Source organism: Synechococcus sp. H60.3, from assembly GCF_047462295.1.
Classification (GTDB): domain Bacteria; phylum Cyanobacteriota; class Cyanobacteriia; order Thermostichales; family Thermostichaceae; genus Thermostichus.
In genome coordinates, this window is the sequence record NZ_JANSIY010000013.1 from 1 (window position 1) to 15505 (window position 15505).

Annotated in this window: 16 protein-coding genes; 6 read left to right on the forward strand and 10 right to left on the reverse strand. The window is 59.9% G+C overall.

Annotated features, from left to right (window positions below; genetic code table 11):
- Positions 1-756 precede the first annotated feature (756 nt).
- The 3 genes from NW841_RS02690 to rsmD are packed head-to-tail and all read left to right on the forward strand — an operon-like array spanning position 757 to position 3030.
- Entirely contained in the window at positions 757-1521 is a 765-nt protein-coding gene (locus NW841_RS02690; RefSeq protein ID WP_414364041.1) for a HEAT repeat domain-containing protein, read from the forward strand.
- 60 nt (positions 1522-1581) lie between these two features.
- Positions 1582-2469 (forward strand): Sll0314/Alr1548 family TPR repeat-containing protein, encoded by an 888-nt coding sequence (locus NW841_RS02695; protein WP_414377952.1) that lies wholly within the window; start codon positions 1582-1584, stop codon positions 2467-2469.
- Between the two features lie 3 nt (positions 2470-2472).
- The gene (rsmD, locus tag NW841_RS02700) at positions 2473-3030 is read left to right on the forward strand and encodes a 16S rRNA (guanine(966)-N(2))-methyltransferase RsmD (RefSeq protein WP_414385231.1); all 558 of its coding nucleotides are present in this window, start codon (positions 2473-2475) and stop codon (positions 3028-3030) included.
- On the opposite strand, the gene NW841_RS02705 is transcribed toward rsmD, so the two are convergent.
- The 6 genes from NW841_RS02705 to rph all read right to left on the reverse strand — a co-directional run bounded on the left by NW841_RS02705 (position 3027) and on the right by rph (position 9149).
- Positions 3027-3644 (reverse strand): hypothetical protein, encoded by a 618-nt coding sequence (locus NW841_RS02705; RefSeq protein WP_414377956.1) that lies wholly within the window; start codon positions 3642-3644, stop codon positions 3027-3029. The genes rsmD and NW841_RS02705 overlap by 4 nt on opposite strands.
- Before the next feature lie 132 nt (positions 3645-3776).
- Entirely contained in the window at positions 3777-5180 is a 1404-nt protein-coding gene (gene glgA / locus NW841_RS02710) for a glycogen synthase GlgA (RefSeq protein WP_414385251.1), read from the reverse strand.
- Between the two features lie 500 nt (positions 5181-5680).
- Positions 5681-6250, reverse strand: a complete 570-nt coding sequence (locus tag NW841_RS02715; protein WP_414364036.1) for a shikimate kinase — start codon at positions 6248-6250, stop codon at positions 5681-5683.
- Between the two features lie 25 nt (positions 6251-6275).
- Positions 6276-6911: a riboflavin synthase gene (locus NW841_RS02720; RefSeq protein WP_414372127.1), complete on the reverse strand. Its 636-nt coding sequence runs from the start codon at positions 6909-6911 to the stop codon at positions 6276-6278.
- Positions 6912-6936: 25 nt separating this feature from the next.
- Positions 6937-8172 carry a response regulator gene (locus tag NW841_RS02725; RefSeq protein ID WP_414385232.1) on the reverse strand — a complete coding sequence of 412 codons (1236 nt, stop codon included), beginning with the start codon at positions 8170-8172 and terminating at the stop codon, positions 6937-6939.
- 248 nt (positions 8173-8420) lie between these two features.
- The gene (rph, locus tag NW841_RS02730) at positions 8421-9149 is read right to left on the reverse strand and encodes a ribonuclease PH (RefSeq protein WP_414364052.1); all 729 of its coding nucleotides are present in this window, start codon (positions 9147-9149) and stop codon (positions 8421-8423) included.
- Positions 9150-9431: 282 nt separating this feature from the next.
- On the opposite strand from rph, the gene NW841_RS02735 reads away from it, so the two are divergent.
- Positions 9432-10859, forward strand: a complete 1428-nt coding sequence (locus NW841_RS02735; protein WP_414364033.1) for a folate/biopterin family MFS transporter — start codon at positions 9432-9434, stop codon at positions 10857-10859.
- 117 nt (positions 10860-10976) lie between these two features.
- Here NW841_RS02735 and NW841_RS02740 read toward each other — a convergent pair whose 3' ends face one another.
- Entirely contained in the window at positions 10977-11654 is a 678-nt protein-coding gene (locus NW841_RS02740) for a Mo-dependent nitrogenase C-terminal domain-containing protein (RefSeq protein WP_414385234.1), read from the reverse strand.
- A gap of 118 nt (positions 11655-11772) precedes the next feature.
- Positions 11773-12885: an RpoD/SigA family RNA polymerase sigma factor gene (locus NW841_RS02745; protein ID WP_414364031.1), complete on the reverse strand. Its 1113-nt coding sequence runs from the start codon at positions 12883-12885 to the stop codon at positions 11773-11775.
- A gap of 363 nt (positions 12886-13248) precedes the next feature.
- Between NW841_RS02745 and NW841_RS02750 the strand changes: the two genes are divergently transcribed.
- Entirely contained in the window at positions 13249-13509 is a 261-nt protein-coding gene (locus NW841_RS02750) for a helix-turn-helix domain-containing protein (RefSeq protein ID WP_041438621.1), read from the forward strand.
- A 329-nt stretch (positions 13510-13838) separates the two neighbouring features.
- Complete coding sequence (locus tag NW841_RS02755) at positions 13839-14198, forward strand: hypothetical protein (protein WP_414364030.1); 360 nt, start codon at positions 13839-13841, stop codon at positions 14196-14198.
- A 41-nt stretch (positions 14199-14239) separates the two neighbouring features.
- On the opposite strand, the gene NW841_RS02760 is transcribed toward NW841_RS02755, so the two are convergent.
- Complete coding sequence (locus NW841_RS02760) at positions 14240-14917, reverse strand: diacylglycerol/polyprenol kinase family protein (protein WP_414364029.1); 678 nt, start codon at positions 14915-14917, stop codon at positions 14240-14242.
- Between the two features lie 9 nt (positions 14918-14926).
- Positions 14927-15244, reverse strand: a complete 318-nt coding sequence (locus tag NW841_RS02765) for a c-type cytochrome (protein WP_414364028.1) — start codon at positions 15242-15244, stop codon at positions 14927-14929.
- Between the last annotated feature and the right edge of the window lie 261 nt (positions 15245-15505).

A 15505-nucleotide genomic window follows, 5' to 3' on the forward strand; every position in this document is an offset into this window, starting at 1 on the left:
CAGCACATCCGATCCCGTCCCCAAACTTGGCTCACCACGGCAGATGGTCTCTACGAATGGTATGCCCAAGCCTGCCCTGCCCCCGAGATGACCTGACCCCCCTCCGACTCCCCCTGTAGTTGCCACCGCACGCCCGTGGGGGGAGGCCATAACCCCAGCCCCTGGGCCTAAGCCCAGATACTTGCACTGGATGTTGATGTCGGCTCATAACACAGCAGAGTAGCTTGGTAGCCCTCCGTCCCGCTAGCGCGATTAGTGCGGGGCGGAAAAGCCTTAGAGCGGCTTTAGCTGCTGTTCAATGCCATAACTGCTGCTAAGCAAGCACCTACCCCGGTGAAAGGCCCGGACAGTGCTGTAAGTCAACAAGTCAGCGGAACCTTGAGACTGGGTTCCAGGGAGCCGTCTAGGAGCGTCTTGACAGCGCCTTTGCGAGTCCGTCTGTGGACTGCGTAAGAATCCCCCGACTTTAGTCGGTGGGAGTGTCGATGTTGCTGTTGCACTACTCCAGGCTATGCAGCGCCAGGATTAGGCGACTTATCCCCAGGACTAAAGACCGGGGCCTGCACCGCCTGACCCGCTGGTCAAGACCGGCTGGTGGGGGGCCGAGGCTTTTGTTATCCTGTCGCTTAAGTTCTCCCCTCGGCAGGGGAAAAGCGGCAAGCTAAGTCTGATCCCGGATGCAAGCGCGAGTCCGTAGATTTGCTGGGTCAGAGGGATTTGGCTCCATTGGCAGGCTCGAAGAGAGGATGGGACCTGATGTTTACTTGGCTCTGGACGAAACACTTTTCTCGCCTAAACCAGAGGCTGCAAAACTTGGAGGTGGCCCGCGAGGAAAACCTTCTGTCTCCTGATCTGAGCGCCCAAACTCTGCAGGTGGCCCCTGACTTTTGGGAGCGGCAGCACCAAGCTTTCGTCTACGTGGATAAGCAGATGCGAAAGCTCAGCCGTCGCAGCAAGATTTGGGGCGGGATGGCGCTGCTGGCTGTTTTGGCCGATGCTGCTTTGGTGGTTGCCGGCCTGGCGATGCTCCAGTCTTGGCAACAGATGCAGGCCGACCAAAACCTCACTCGCATTGTCCAACAGGCTGCGGCTGCTGACCCTGTGCAGCAAGCCTTTGACGACCTGGTGGCCCAATTGCCGCATATGAATGAGGCAGAGCGGTATCATGCCCTAGAGGCGTTGCAGGCCCTTTCGGCCATCGCCATGGCAAGCCGAGGCTACTACGGCTACTCTCCTGGCATCTCTGTGTACAGCTCTGTTCCTACAACTGCGACAACCCCTCTTGAGGCCCAACTGCAAACCATCTATCAGTTGGGTCAAATGCGTGCAGTTGAGGCGGTGCCGGCTTTGCTGACCAAGCTTTCTGACGGCGAACCGGCGGTGCGGGAGGCGGCAGCCCGCGCCCTCGGCCAAATCGGGGATCCGCGCGCCCTGGATCCCTTGCACGATCTCCTGGCTCACGAGACCAATGAGTTGGTTCAGGACGCAGCCATTGCTGCGATTGCGCAAATGCTGCGCTGAAGAGCAGGTCAAGTGCGCGCCGATTCGCTAAAAGTTCGTAGTGGGTGTTGAGGCCAGGGGATGAGAAGCGACAAGTTCGGCAGATGGGCCAAGCTCGTGGGGATCCTGTGCTGGGTATGGGGATCCGCCTTGCCGGTTTGGGCGCAGGATCCGTTTCGCAGCGGGGCCAATGCCCGCCCCATCAGCCCTGAGGTGGCCGCGGCATTTGAGGAGTTTTTCTGCGCAGGTCGCTACACCCAGAGCCGAGAGAAGCTGGAAATAGCCAAGAAAGCTTCCCCCGACGAGCCAATGGTCTATGCCTTGCTGGCGGCGCTGGCCTACCAAGAGGGGGATCTGGATGCTTTTGCCCAGTTGGCCACCCAAACCCGCCAGGTGGCTGCCGAGCTGAAAAAGACGGATCCTCTGCGCGGCAACCTGTATGAGGGCGTGGGCTATGGGCTGGAGGCGGCCAACATCGTGGTGCGGGAGGGGGTGGTGATCGGGCTGCCCAAGGCATTGCCCACCCTCAACCAATTGTTTGTTTCCATCCGGGCTGCCCAGGCCGTGGACAGCAGCGACCCTGAGTTGAATCTTCTCAACGGCTATATGGATTTGCTGCTGACCTACCGGGAGAAGGCTTTGAATCAGTTTCGCCTGGCAGCGCCTGAGTATTTGTCCTACCGCGGCCAAGCCCTGGCCTATCGGGATATGCAACGCTTTGACGAGGCGCTGGAGGCGGTGGATCGGGCTATTGCTGCTTCCTGTAACAACCCTGAGCTTTACTACCTCAAGGCGCAAATTTTGGTTGCCAAGGGTCAAGACCGGGAGGCTGTCCCCCTTTTCGATCAAGCTCTGCAGGCTTCTGCCCAGTTGCCTGAAGCTTTGGTGTCGCAAATCCAGATGGAACGGGATCGCGCCGCCCAGCGCAGCGGGTTGACCGGCCAGTTGCCTGCCACACCTACCCCTTGATAGATGCCTATGGGCTTGCGCATCAGCGGCAAACGAGCGCTGCAGACCCCTGCCGGCCTGGGTACTCGACCCACCCCTGGCCGGGTGAGGCAAGCCTTGTTCAACATCTTGCGAGGGCAGGTGGAGGGCTGTCGCTGGCTGGATCTCTGCTGTGGGGCTGGCACGGTAGGGGCGGAAGCCCTGTGCCAGGGAGCAGCCTTCGTGGCTGGCATCGAGATTGCCGCGCCGGCCTGTCGCATCATCCAGGCCAACTGGGCCAAGGTGGCCAAGCCTGGACAATCTTTCCAGGTGATTCAGGGAGATGCCCGCAAGCTGCTCAGCCGAGGACTGGGTTTGGATCCCTTTGATTACGTCTACTTTGCTCCCCCCTACGCGGCGGGTCTGTATGCCCCCCTACTGCCGCTGATCCCGCCCCTCCTCAAGCCAGGCGGAACTTTGATCGTCGAGCATCGCAGCGGCCAGAAGCTACCCGACCAGGTGGGATCCCTGCTGCGCTTCGACCAGCGGGCCTATGGGCAAACGGCGCTGGCTTTCTATCGCAAGCTGGAAGAGCAGCGCTAGGGGAAGGGAGTGCTGACAAAGCCAATCTCCAGAAGCTGCTGGTAGGCCTGGGTGCCCAGCTCCCGGGTTGGAGTCTGGCTCTTGATGACCTGGATCAACCAGCCCACGGCCTCCTCAGGACGTCCGGCAGCCCGATAGACCACGGCCAAATCGTAGGCAGCCTGATCCCGAGCTTGGGCAGCAACGCGGGCCAGCTCCCGCTGCTCTTCGGAGATGCGGTTTTGGATCCCGGCAAAAGCGCGGGAGAGATCCTGGTGGTAGTTGGAGCGCTGGTTGTAGGCGTCGAACACCTGTTGCAGAAGCTGGATAGCCTGGTCGTAGTTTTGCGCCTGGATGGCAGCATCGGCCTCGGCGGCCAGTTGTTCAGCTCGCAACACACTAAGGGCGTTGCTGGGTTGTTCGAGAGCGCGAAACTGCTGCGGGTTGGGAATGAGCTGCTGTCCGGCGGGCAGTTCTTGAGCCGTGGCCCAGAGAGTCGAGCCGACGCCCAGGACAAGGCCAAGCAACACCGCCACAACCAGCCGCGCCCAAGAACGGCGTAGAAAGTTGAGCCCTTGGACAGTGGCGTCTTGGCGCCGACCTTGGCCAACAACAGCAGGACGTCGTCCGAACATTGGCAGGCAATCCTCAAAACCTCGTTAACCCGTTCTACTTTATCTCACTCCGGGTACCTCCGCCGCAGCTCAGGGATCCCCTCAGCCAGGGGTTACCGAGGAGGTGGCTGCGCAGCCTTGGCGGGAGTGGAACTAACTGGGCAGGGATGGGGCGGGTTGAGCCTGAGAGGAGGTCTTTTCCGGCAACAGCGGCAAGTTCATAATCAGCTCGTACATGTGCAGGTATTCCAGCGCCGAGCGATGCCAACTGAAATCGGTGGCCATGCCCCGCTTTTGCAGCGCCTGCCAGGTGTCTTTGTGCTGGAAAGCCTCCCAAGCCCGCGCCAAGCAGGTGTAGAAGTCCAGGGCTTCGTAGCGGTCAAAGCAGTAGCCCGTACCGATCCCCTTGCTGGGAATGTGATGGCTGACCGTATCCACCAGCCCTCCTGTGCGGCGGGCAATGGGCACACACCCGTAGCGCATGGCGATCATCTGGCTGATGCCACAGGGTTCAAAGCGGCTGGGCATCAAAAAGGCGTCTGCTCCTCCGTAGATCAACTGGGCCAGTTGCGGCTGGTAACCCTGTTGATAGGCCATTCTGCCCGGGTGCCGCTCGGCCATCTCCCGGAGCCGCCCCTCGTAGTAGGCTTCGCCGCTGCCCAGCAAGACAAATTGTGAATCGCTATAGGCCAAAAAGCGATCCAAGGTTTGGATGAGCAGATCGATCCCTTTCTGTTCCACCAAACGGGCCACCATGCCCATCAGGAACACGTCGGGGTTGACGGTCAAGCCCAGGCGGGCCTGTAACGCGGCTTTGTTTACCGCCCGACCGCTTAGGTCGTCGATACTGAAATTAGCCTCAAGAGCGGGATCGGTGCGGGGATCGAACTTCTCGGTGTCGATCCCATTCAGGATCCCGCGCAGGCGCTCTCCCTTCCAGGCCAGCAGATCCTGTAGGCCCTCTCCATGGAGGCTGGTGCGGATCTCCATGGCGTAGGTGGGCGAAACCGTATTCACCTGGTCGGCATAGAGGATCCCGGCAGCCATGGTGTTGTGGGCGGAAAAATACCAGGGCAGCCAGGTCATGCGTTCCAGTTGCCAACGCCAGGGCCCTTGATAGGCCAGGTTGTGGATGGTAAAGACGGTGCCGATGTCAGGAGCCTGGTGCATCCAGGCCGGGATCATGCCGGTGTGCCAGTCGTGGCAGTGGATAATGTTGGGCCTCCAGGGGTAGTAGGTCCAGGCAAACTCGGCCACGGCATTGGCGAAGAAGGTAAAGCGCCAGAACTCGTCCTCGCCGTAGTAGATGCGATGGGGGGCAAAACAGTAGTGGCTGACCAGGTAAAGGGGCACATCGGTGCCGGGCAAAACGCTTTCGTAAATATCGGCCACCTGGCCCATGACCTGTTTGGACCAGATGGGATCCTTGGAGCGGGGATATTGCTCCGGTTCCGGGCCGAACTTGTCCCAGAGAAACCCGTACAGGGGCATGATGATGCGCACATCCTGACCCAGCTTGCGCAAAACGACGGGCAGGGATCCCACCACATCCGCCATGCCCCCCACCTTTGCCAGGGGTGCTGCTTCCGCCGCTGCAAACAAAATCCTGGCTTGCACCACAATGCCCTCCCTATCGCGATGACCTTTGTTTTGCTGAGGCGGACGGCTCCCGGCCCAGTTCCCTCGGCCAAAACCCTCCCCATCCTAAAACACAAGGGATCCCTATGCCGGCCAAGCTGGGGCAGAGCCCTATCGTAGACCTTGTTGGACTGCTGGCAGAGGTACTCCAGTAGGGCTACTAGCTTTCTGTCCTGAATCAGAACCTGCTGACAGCCGTAGTCTATGGTTGCTGAGTGGTGAGCCAAAGCTATAGTAACGACCCGCATCATTGGTGAGCAGCTAAAGCTGCTCGAAGGCTTTTCTACCCCGCACTACTTGCGCTAGCAGGACGGAGGGCTACTAAGCTACTCTGCCGTGTTGAATTTGATTTTCGTAAGATAGAAGAACAGAGGCGCTTAGAAATACTGTGGGCGCCGCTGCATTGCACTTTATTGGCTTCATGGGTTGCAAGGCGGCTGGGCTCGCAAGCGGGCGCAAATGGCCTGCCAAACCTGTTCGGCTAACTGGGACGGGCTGGTTTCTGACCGGATGGGCACCCGCACGTCGGCCTGGGCGTAGAAAGGTTCTCGCTCCTGCATTAGCCTTTGCAAAGCGGCCTGGGGATCGCGGGTTTGCAACAGGGGCCGTTGGCCGGGATCCCGGCTCAGCCGTTGCCAAATGAGCTCAGGGGCCGCATCCAGCCAAACGGTGAGGCCGTGGTGCAAATAGCTCCAATTCTTGGGCCTCAACACGATGCCGCCCCCCGTGGCAACTACCAGGCGGGTGTAGCTGCTCAACTGGGCCAACACCTGGGTTTCCAGCTCCCGGAAGTGGGTCTCCCCCTGCTCGGCAAAGATCTGGGTGATGGAACAACCTGCCACCTGCTCCACCAGCACGTCAGTGTCAAAAAATGGGCAGCGCAGTTGGGCTGCCAGCTCAGCTCCCAGTGTGGACTTGCCGCTGGCCATCATCCCAACTAAGTAGACATTGGCGCCGCGAAGGCGCTTGACTTCTTCTGGGCGGATCATGAGGTGGGAGAGAGGCTAGCAGGATCTAAACATAGCCATGCTCGGCTAGAAACTCCAGGGAGAGGTTGCTCTCCGGCGGAGCCAGCCCCAATAATTTTTCCACATACTTGCCCAGTATGTCCGCCTCCACGTTCACCGGATCCCCCACCTGCAGCAAGGAGAGGTTGGTCTCGCGGTAGGTCTGCGGGATTACCGCCACTTTGAACCAGCAGCCTCCCTGCCGCACCTCGGCGATAGTCAGGCTCACCCCGTTCACTGCCACGCTGCCTTTGGGCACGATGTAGCGACTGATCTCCGCCGGCACCTTGAAGCTCAGCTCCCAGGCGTTGCCAGTGGCAGCTTGATCCCACAGTTGCCCCACCCCATCGATATGGCCGCTGACGAAATGCCCCCCTAACTTGTCCCCCACCCGTAGAGACGGCTCGAGGTTAACGGTGCGCGGGCCGGATCCCTGGCCCCAAACCGAGCGGCGCAGCGTTTCCGGCGAGACATCGGCCAAAAAGCCATCGGGCAGGATCTCCACTACCGTCAGGCAGAGGCCATCCACCGCCACACTATCGCCATAGGCCAACTGCGGCTGTAGCTCTGGGCAGGTAACCCGTACCTGTGAAGAGGAGATCAACTGAGCTGTACCCAAACTGCGCACCAGACCTGTAAACATGGCTTTGGCCTCCTTGGCTCTCCTTCTAGGCCTTGGCCTGATCCCCAAAGGGGAAAAGGTATCCCAGCCCTGGGCTGGGCGGATTGGTTTTGGCTCCTCGGGGAGAGCGGGGGGAGGGGTGATCTTGCTGCTGGGCCAAGAGTCGCTCCACCTCGGCATTGAGCTGGCTTTCGCTAAAAGGCTTGGTCAGGTAGCCGGTTGCTCCCGACCACTTGCCGCGGATGCGATCCAGCAAACTATCCCGCGAGGTAACCATCAGGATAGGAAGGGACTTGAACTCTTCCAGGCTGCGCACAACGCGGCAGAGTTCTAGGCCGTCGATCCCGGGCATGGCGATGTCCATTAGTAGCAGGTGAGGCCGGTGCTGAAACAAGAGGGGGAGCACCTCGGCAGGGTTGCCCGTTGTAATCACGTGATATTTGGAGAGGGACTGCCGCAGGATTTCTTGCATCACGACACTGTCGTCCACCGCCAAGAGGGTTGTGGAAGCGTGGCGCTTGGCCTGCAACAGTTCTGGGGGCGTTTGCAGGCTCACCAGACCTTTTTTGGCCCAGGCAGCGAAGAGGCTGGCCACCTCCAGCCGATCCCGACACAGCTTCTTGGCAATGGCCTCCAGTGACTGGCCATCCTTGGTGAGGGCGTGCAGCTTTTGCCGCTGTTCGTCGGTGAGGCGATAGCGGTTGACCCGATCCCAGTTGACCACTGGCACCGCCAGCAGCGTGGGGATCACCGCCTTCAACTCCGCCCAGCGGTCGTGGCGGCGAGCCGCTTCTTGCAGCAGCGGTTCCAACTCAAACCCGCCAATGGGGGCTTCTTGGGCAACCCGTCCCTGCACTTCAAAGGAACAGGTGCCTGCCCGCTCAAAGAGATAGCGATCGAAATCGGTGAGCAGGTTGAGCCAGAGGGCGTCTTCCAGCTCACCTGGCTTGATCAGGCCCAACTGGGCGATGGCCTCTAGCAGTTCCGGCAGGGAGTTGTCTTTTATCAGCCGCTCCTGTAGCACTCGGATAGCCCGCTGTGACCATTCCAAGTTGAGGCGGGGAATAAAGCGGGATAGGCGCTTTAGCAGGATCTGGGGGTTGAGGGGTTGATCGGCGGAAAAGAGCAGCCTGCCGTAGTAGTAGGTCAGCACCCAAGGCTCCGTGCCCTCGGCGGGATCTCCCCCTTTGAGGTGGAGGTGCAGATAGCCGGTGGTAAACCGTCGCGCTTGCTGCCTGAGCAGGGGCGCCAGTTCCGCCGATGCAAACACAAAATGGGACATGTGCTGTCCTCCGGGCCCACCTCTCGAGGCCAAATGAGTATGAATTCACCTCGGCCACACACCCAAGCTTGCAGAGGAAGCCGTGATTCAGGGCTGCTTCATCTCATTATGGTTTCTTCACCAAAGAGAAACACAAGCAGAATAAGCAGAACTCTGGGAACCCTTTTCTTCTCTCGAGGCCAGCAGCCACCCGACCGGAACCGCTTCAAGGCTCAGGCTGGGCTCCCGGCTGCAACAAGGCCCGTCGGCTACGAGTTTAGAGTCTCTCGCTGGGCCTGGAGCAATTCCTGGATGCCGGCCTGGGCCATATCCAACATCTGCAACAGTTGCGAGCGGTCGAAGCAGCCGGCTTCGGCGGTGCCCTGAATCTCGATCAAGGCTCCCTGCTCGTTCATGACAATGGTCATGTCCACTTCTGCTTGGCTGTCCTCCTCGTAGCACAAATCCACCAGCACCTCGCCTCGCACGATCCCCACCGAAAGGGCCGCCACCTGCTGCCGCAAGGGGGATCCCTGCGCCGGATCCAGCAGCCCCTGTTTGTAAAGCCAAGTGATGGCGTCGTGCAGGGCCACATAGCCACCGGTGATCGCGGCGGTGCGCGTGCTGCCATCGGCTTGCAGGACGTCTGCATCGACGGTGATGGTGCGGGATCCCAGCCTGTGGAAATCCAAGGCGGCGCGCAGGCTACGCCCGATAAGCCGTTGGATCTCGGCGGTGCGGCCTGAGACTTTTAGCGTCTCTCGCGGCTGGCGCTGTTGGGTGGCGGTGGGCAGCATGCGGTACTCCGCCGTCAGCCAGCCTTGGCCGGTGTTCTGCAAAAAGGGGGGAACCTCTTCGGCCACACTGGCGGTGCAGAGGACATGGGTATCGCCAAACTTCACCAGCACTGAGCCCGGAGCGTAGCGGGTGAAGTGACGCTGAAAGGAAATCGGGCGCAATTGGGCAGCCGTGCGACCATCGGGGCGTTGCCAGCTCATGAGCAGTTCAAAATAAGGATCCCTCGCATTGTCAGTCATGTCTACCAGAGGCAGCTCACGGCTTGGAATCTCTACAGAAGTGCCGCCGGCGCCTTGACAGGCGGGGGTCTGGAGGATCGCAGCCGTGGGCCGGTTGGGCAGGTTCCAGTTGAGCAGGTTACAGTGTAAAGAAGTTCTTAACTCTCACCTCCTGCTGTTGCTATTGTTGCGGCAAGACGATGCTGCAAGAGCAGTCCTGCGGGACAACGGCAGAGACAGGAAGCGACAAGGACAAGATTGCCCATGCTCCACCCCCTGCTGCAACAGCTGCGCCGATCCACTCTGGAGCCCCTGCAGGACATCCACTGGACGCCGGAACTGTTCGGGATCCTGCTGGTGTACTTTGTGCAAGGGGCGGTGGGGCTGGCGCGGCTGGCTACCAGTTTTTACTTGAAGGATAGCCTGGGCCTCGGCCCAGCGCAGGTGGCGGCGTTGATGGGCTTTGCCGTGATCCCCTGGACCCTCAAGCCGCTCTATGGGCTCCTGTCGGATATGCTGCCGCTGGCAGGCTACCGCCGCCGTTCCTACCTCTTGCTCTCTGGGCTGCTGGGATGTGGGGCTTGGCTGGGGATGGCCCTGTGGGCGCCAACGGCTGAGTGGGCGATGCTGTGGATGGTTTTGGGATCCCTGGCGGTGGCGGTGGGGGATGTGATCGTGGATTCGCTGGTGGTGGAGCGGGTTCACGGCAGCGACTGGGCGGGGACAGGCACGCTGCAGTCTTTGTCTTGGGGGGCGACGGCTTTCGGATCCCTGCTCACTGCCTATACCGGGGGGGCGCTCCTGGCCCACTACCCGCCGCAGGTGGTGTTCGGGCTGACGGCCTTGTTGCCGCTGCTGATTGCCCTGGCGGCTTGGGTAATTGTGGATCAGCCGGTGGCCTGCTCCTTTGGCTGGGATCCCTTGCGGCAGCAGGTGGGACAGGTGTGGCGGGCGCTGCGGCAACCCAGCATTCTCTTGCCGGTGTTGTTTGTCTTTCTCTGGCAGGCAACCCCCAGCGCCGATGTAGCCCTATTTTACTTTGTAACCACCGATCTCGGCTTTGGGCCGGAGTTTTTGGGACAGGTGCGGTTGGTTACCAGCATCGCCAGCTTGGTGGGGGTGGCAATCTTTCAGGTGTATCTGCGGCGGATCCCGCTGCGGCCTCTATTTGGCTGGATGACGGTTCTTTCGGCCGGGCTGGGCCTAACCAGCCTCATCTTGGTCTATCACCTCAATCGGGCTTGGGGCATCGACGATCACTGGTTTAGTCTGGGGGATAGCTTGGTGCTGACGGTGGCAGGGCAGATTGCCTTTATGCCCGTGCTGGTCTTGGCTGCCCGCCTCTGCCCGCCAGGGATCGAAGCTACCCTCTTCGCCTTGCTGATGTCGGCTTTTAACCTGGCGGGGTTTCTCTCTCAAGAGTTGGGATCCCTGCTCATGCACGCGCTGGGGGTAACCGAGAGCGATTTCAGCCATCTGGGGCTGCTGCTGCTGCTAACCAACCTGTCCACCCTCTTGCCGCTGCCGCTTTTGGGCTGGCTGCCGGAGGGGGGCACAACCCTTGCGGGAGCAGATCTGGAGGCGGAGGCCCACGCTTCTCTCGAAGCCTTTTTACGGGAGGTGCGCGCGGAAGAGGACGAGGCAGGGATGGAGGCAATCCCTTTGGGAGAGACGGACATAACCTATTCCTGAGGGGCTGGCTGCCAATCAGACGCATTCCTAAAAGTACCCCTCACCCCCAGCCCTTCTCCTAGAGGGAGAGGGGAGCTAGGGATGGAGGCAGCCTTCGGCATGCTTAAGTGCGAGCCATCAGGTGTACTGGCTGATGTCTTCCCCGGCCTCTGCCAGGAAGGAGAGGGCGCGGCAGCGTAAGGCCACCACCTGGTCGTAGAGGGGGTTGAGCTTGCACAGGGGGGGGATGTGTATCACCTTGCGGCCAAACAGCACCACCTCCCGCTCAAAGGGGCACTGGCCGGGGATCATACGGCACAAGAAGCGGGCTACCTTCGCGTCGCGGACTTGGATGCCGTCCAGCCACTTGCGCAAGGGAGCCAAAAGGTCGGTATAGCCGCTCTCGGCCTGAGCCTCTGCCGGCAATGGCGAGGTGGCGCCCTTATTGACCAGCGTGGCCCCGAGCAGGTGGAGCTGGGGAAGCTCCAGTCCAAAGGCAGCGACCAACTGGTGCAACAGGCGGTCTTCTGGCTCGGAATATACCCCGTCGGCAACGGCTGTCATCACCGCCGTGCGCAGGAAATCTTGCCGCAACTCCGGCTGTAGCTGGGCCGCCAGCTCCTCAGGAGAGAGGGGAGCGAGATCTTTCCCCTGGTCTTCTGGCCAGTCGGAGCGGATGAGATCTTCGATAAGTCGCTGCTCTTCGGGGCTATATTCTCCATCGGCCCAAGCAATGCTGAGCAGCCCTCGTAACCAAAGCTGCGCCTGTTGCGGTGAGCACTCCCTGGCAGAAGCAGGCGTGGCACCGATAGACATAGGGATCCCCCCGATCTGGCTTACCACCATTTTAGGGGGCTGCAAGGCGGATCCCGAGGGCTGAAAACCCGCCTCGCGCGGGGATCCCCGACCAAACCCTGGGAGGCTGCGGCAAAAGCTAGCGAATGTACTGGGCCAAAGCCCGCGAAGGATGGCCTAGACGCAGCTTGCGCAGAGCATCCCGCTCAATCTGGCGAATCCGCTCCCGCGTCAAGTTAAAGTGATCCCCCACTTCTCGCAGGGTTCTCGCCTTTTGCCCATCCAGCCCATAGCGCAGTTCCAACACCTTCCTCTCAATTGGCTTTAGGGCTTGCATGGCAGAACGCACATCTTGCCGCAGGGATTGCACCAGGATCCCTTCGAAGGGTTGCTCCTGCCGCTCATCTGGCAGCAAATCGCCAAGGCGGCTTTCCCCCTCCTGGCCGACTGGCACATCCAGCGACAGGGGCAAAGCAGCAGCCTGCTGGATCATGCGCAACTTTTTAACCTTGATACCCAGCGCCTCGGCCAGCTCAGCTTCTGTGGGCCGTCGCCCTCGGGCTTTCATCAGCTCGCGGTTGGTGCGCTTGAGCAGACGCACTTTGTCCACCATATGCACCGGCAGGCGAATCGTCCGGGCTTGGTTGGCAATGCAGCGGGTAATGCCCTGGCGAATCCACCAGTGGGCATAGGTGCTGAAGCGAAAACCTCGCTCGGCATTGAATTTCTCAGTGGCCCGAATGAGACCCATGTTGCCCTCTTGGATCAAGTCCAAAAAGGGCACCCCCCGGTTGAGGTACTTCTTGGCCACACTGACCACCAGGCGCAGGTTGGCGTTGATCAGCTTACGCTGAGCCTGCTCCCCCTGGCGGATGCGGGAGCGCAGGGTAGCCACAGGGATCTGCAGGGCTGCCGCCAGTTCCTCATCGCTGGGATCCTGCCCCCGCTGTTGCCGCCATTCCCTGCGGGCCTGATCGATGAGCAGCTTCTGCTGAATTTTGCGCGACAGCTCGATCTCCTCCGCGTGATCGATGCGGGGCACCCGACCAATTGTATTCAAGTAGTGATCGACGGCGTCTTCATTCAGCCGCAACCCGCTGGCGCTCGGCTCTAGGTCGGCCTCTGTAGCTGGATCCTGAGAGGCAGACTCAGCATCAAGCCACAGATCGTCGAGCTCCTGACGGGATGAGGCAATGTCTTCTTCAGGATGAGGACGAGAGAAAACCACGGCCCAGTGAGGAGAAAACGTCACCTCCTAGTCTAGAAAAGTTTCTCCCCCTGCCGAGAGCGAAAATCGATCATGGCCCTCTTTTTTGCCCGGAAATTTTTCCGGCTGGGTGCGGGAGTGGTAGGGATCCCATCTGCCAAGTTCTCGCCAGCAGAGCATCCTGCGCGAAAACATCCATAAGCGATTTTCGATCTAGACCTTGTGTAAGATATCCAGGGGACAGCTAGCTTGCCTGCTGCCGAGCAGGATCCCACAGGTTCTATAACAGGTTCTATAAAGTAGTAAAGAAGGGAAGGGGTAGCCTTGCCAGCATAGGCTACCATGGGCCGCCGGGGGAGCCATCGGGTTCCTCAGCCTGGACAAGAATATTCACAATCTCTTGCTCCTATGGAGTCTAACCTCAACCAGCACCCTCCATCGGCCAACTTGATCGGAGAGCGGGTGCGCTGGGTAAGGGAGAAGCTGCAACTGACCCAAGATCAACTGGCGGGTCGTCTGGCCAAATACGGTGTGCAGTTGGACTACGTCAAGATCGGCCAGGTGGAAAAGGGCAAACGACGCGTCATCGACAAAGAGCTGGTGGCTTTTGCCAAGGCGCTGGGGGTCTCGGTTACCTGGCTGCTGAGCGGCGACGAATCTCACCTGTAGCGCCTCCGGGGAAGCACCATGTACCGTTATTCAAGATCCCTGTCATTATGCGTGAAAGCACGCAAGCCTTTTTGCGCTTTGCCCCTGTCCTCGTCCAAGTATCCATGTAAATACTGAAGCATAGCTATAAGTCCGCCTGTCCAGGCCAAGCCCTGTCTCTGCCTCAGCTCTCCTGTGACCCAGGGGAAGTCCAGTCCTCGCCCTGGAGAAGGTGCAGGTTCTCCCAAAAGGGATCCAGATCACGGGCGGCTTCACAGCTTCATCTAAACTTGATATTGTTAATTTGGTGTAAGACAACCTCCTTCTCTCTGCTTGTGTGAGGTTGAGGGATGCTCTCTTTCTTTTTCGACCGTTTCAACGGCGCCAGCAGTCGGCAAAGCGGAGCCCATCGGGTTCTCCCTAGCAAAGCCACCAGCGCGCAGCGGATCCCGAATCGCATGTCTGCTCCCCACGAGGTGCTCAAGCGGGAAAAGCAAGTGCAGCGGGAGCGGGAGTTCGCCGAGATGGAGCAAAACATCAGCCGCATCCACTACTTTTACCGGAAGGCAGACATGCCCCTGGAGATGCGGCAGCTCCTCACCTACCGCAAGCTGATGGCGCTGGACTACTTTACTCCCCAGGCAGCGAAAGAGCTGATCAGGCAGTGGCAGCAACAAGAAGAGCGAGAACAAGAACGCCGCAAGGTCTAGAGGCCGTTTCCGCGCCAGACCCGTCGCAGGGGTAGCAATTGCTACAGGTATAGTTCGTCCAGAAGCTGCAGCAGGACAAAGCAGAGCCCGGCGCTGCCCAAAGGCACGGTCAGGTTATCCAGCCCCCACCAAGAGAAGACCTCTAGGCCCATGGCTATGCCTCCCGCCAAAAGGCTGATGGCGAGCAAGGAGGGAGAAAAGCCGAAGTACCCCAGCAGTAGCGCCGCAATCACCAAGCTGCTCACTGCCCACATGGTCAGGGATCCCTCCCAACTTTTTTGAATGGATCCCAGTTGATAGGGGTGCTTGCCCCAAGTTTTGCCCACCAAGCCCGCTAGCGCGTCGGCCCAGGTCATCACCAAAATGCCGATCACCGCAAATACCTGTCGCTGCGGCAGCCAAAACCAATACAGCAACAGGCCAATGCTGACAGCATAGAAAAAAGTGCCGAAGCTACGCCGCCCGACCCCATTCAAGCTAGGCAAAATAGCCACCCGGTAGGAGAGCAGCGCCAAGCCAGCAAACACCAAGGAAAATCCCACCCCAAGCCAGCGGGGCACCTGCAAAGCCCAGGCCAGCAGAATGATGTTGCCCACACCGATATGGATGACTTTGCGCACCCATTCCCCATCCACCTGTCGGGAGCGCAGCCATTCCGCCAAGGCAAATACAGAGGCCAGCCAGAGAGTGTAGTAAGCAAGCTGCTGGGTCAGACCCATGAGCTGGCCTCAGAGGGTTTTCAAGTAGCTGAGCAAATCTGCCATCTCCTGGGGATCCGGCTGAAACTGGGGCATGGGCGGAGTTTTGCCACTGGTTACCTGATGAATGATAAACCGGTCAGAGCGGCGGCTGCTAACTCCCCGCAGGCTGGGGCCCACTCGGCCATCGGCTTCTTCTCCATGACAGGCAGCACAGTTGAGGGCAAACAACGAAGCACCATGGCTGGGCTGACCCTCTAGGCTGAGGACGGCTTCAGTGTAAGGATCCAGCCCAGCTCCTGCAGCCAGCCAAATCCAGGTGAGGATTGTCAGACCCACAACAGCCAAGCCCAATCCAAGCTTTGTCGCCCAGCGCCCTGCCAGCAGCGCTTGCAAAGCGTGGAGGAACGGTTGTGGACGCTGCGGGGAGGGAGAGCGAAGCGAGGTTCGCTCAAGCCCACACTCACCGTCACCAGAGGGGCGAGAACTGTCCGATCCAGCGATGTCTGAGAGGAAGGAAGGCACAGACAACCCTGAGAGAAACCGTTTCAATAGTTTACATTTCCATCAATACGATAGCTCAGGGGCCTCTTTCTGCCAACAATCTGT

Bases quoted from the DNA above. Each gene is read 5' to 3' on its own strand.
- glgA (WP_414385251.1), bottom strand. From the start codon at position 5,180: ATGGCGGATGTGGTGGGATCCCTGCCCGTCGTTTTGCGCAAGCTGGGT.
- NW841_RS02690 (WP_414364041.1), top strand. From the start codon at position 757: ATGTTTACTTGGCTCTGGACGAAACACTTTTCTCGCCTAAACCAGAGG.
- NW841_RS02735 (WP_414364033.1), top strand. From the start codon at position 9,432: ATGCTCCACCCCCTGCTGCAACAGCTGCGCCGATCCACTCTGGAGCCC.
- NW841_RS02740 (WP_414385234.1), bottom strand. From the start codon at position 11,654: ATGTCTATCGGTGCCACGCCTGCTTCTGCCAGGGAGTGCTCACCGCAA.
- NW841_RS02750 (WP_041438621.1), top strand. From the start codon at position 13,249: ATGGAGTCTAACCTCAACCAGCACCCTCCATCGGCCAACTTGATCGGA.
- rsmD (WP_414385231.1), top strand. From the start codon at position 2,473: ATGCCTATGGGCTTGCGCATCAGCGGCAAACGAGCGCTGCAGACCCCT.
- NW841_RS02720 (WP_414372127.1), bottom strand. From the start codon at position 6,911: ATGTTTACAGGTCTGGTGCGCAGTTTGGGTACAGCTCAGTTGATCTCC.
- NW841_RS02695 (WP_414377952.1), top strand. From the start codon at position 1,582: ATGAGAAGCGACAAGTTCGGCAGATGGGCCAAGCTCGTGGGGATCCTG.
- rph (WP_414364052.1), bottom strand. From the start codon at position 9,149: ATGAGCTGGCAACGCCCCGATGGTCGCACGGCTGCCCAATTGCGCCCG.
- NW841_RS02760 (WP_414364029.1), bottom strand. From the start codon at position 14,917: ATGGGTCTGACCCAGCAGCTTGCTTACTACACTCTCTGGCTGGCCTCT.
- NW841_RS02705 (WP_414377956.1), bottom strand. From the start codon at position 3,644: ATGTTCGGACGACGTCCTGCTGTTGTTGGCCAAGGTCGGCGCCAAGAC.
- NW841_RS02725 (WP_414385232.1), bottom strand. From the start codon at position 8,172: ATGTCCCATTTTGTGTTTGCATCGGCGGAACTGGCGCCCCTGCTCAGG.
- NW841_RS02715 (WP_414364036.1), bottom strand. From the start codon at position 6,250: ATGATCCGCCCAGAAGAAGTCAAGCGCCTTCGCGGCGCCAATGTCTAC.
- NW841_RS02755 (WP_414364030.1), top strand. From the start codon at position 13,839: ATGCTCTCTTTCTTTTTCGACCGTTTCAACGGCGCCAGCAGTCGGCAA.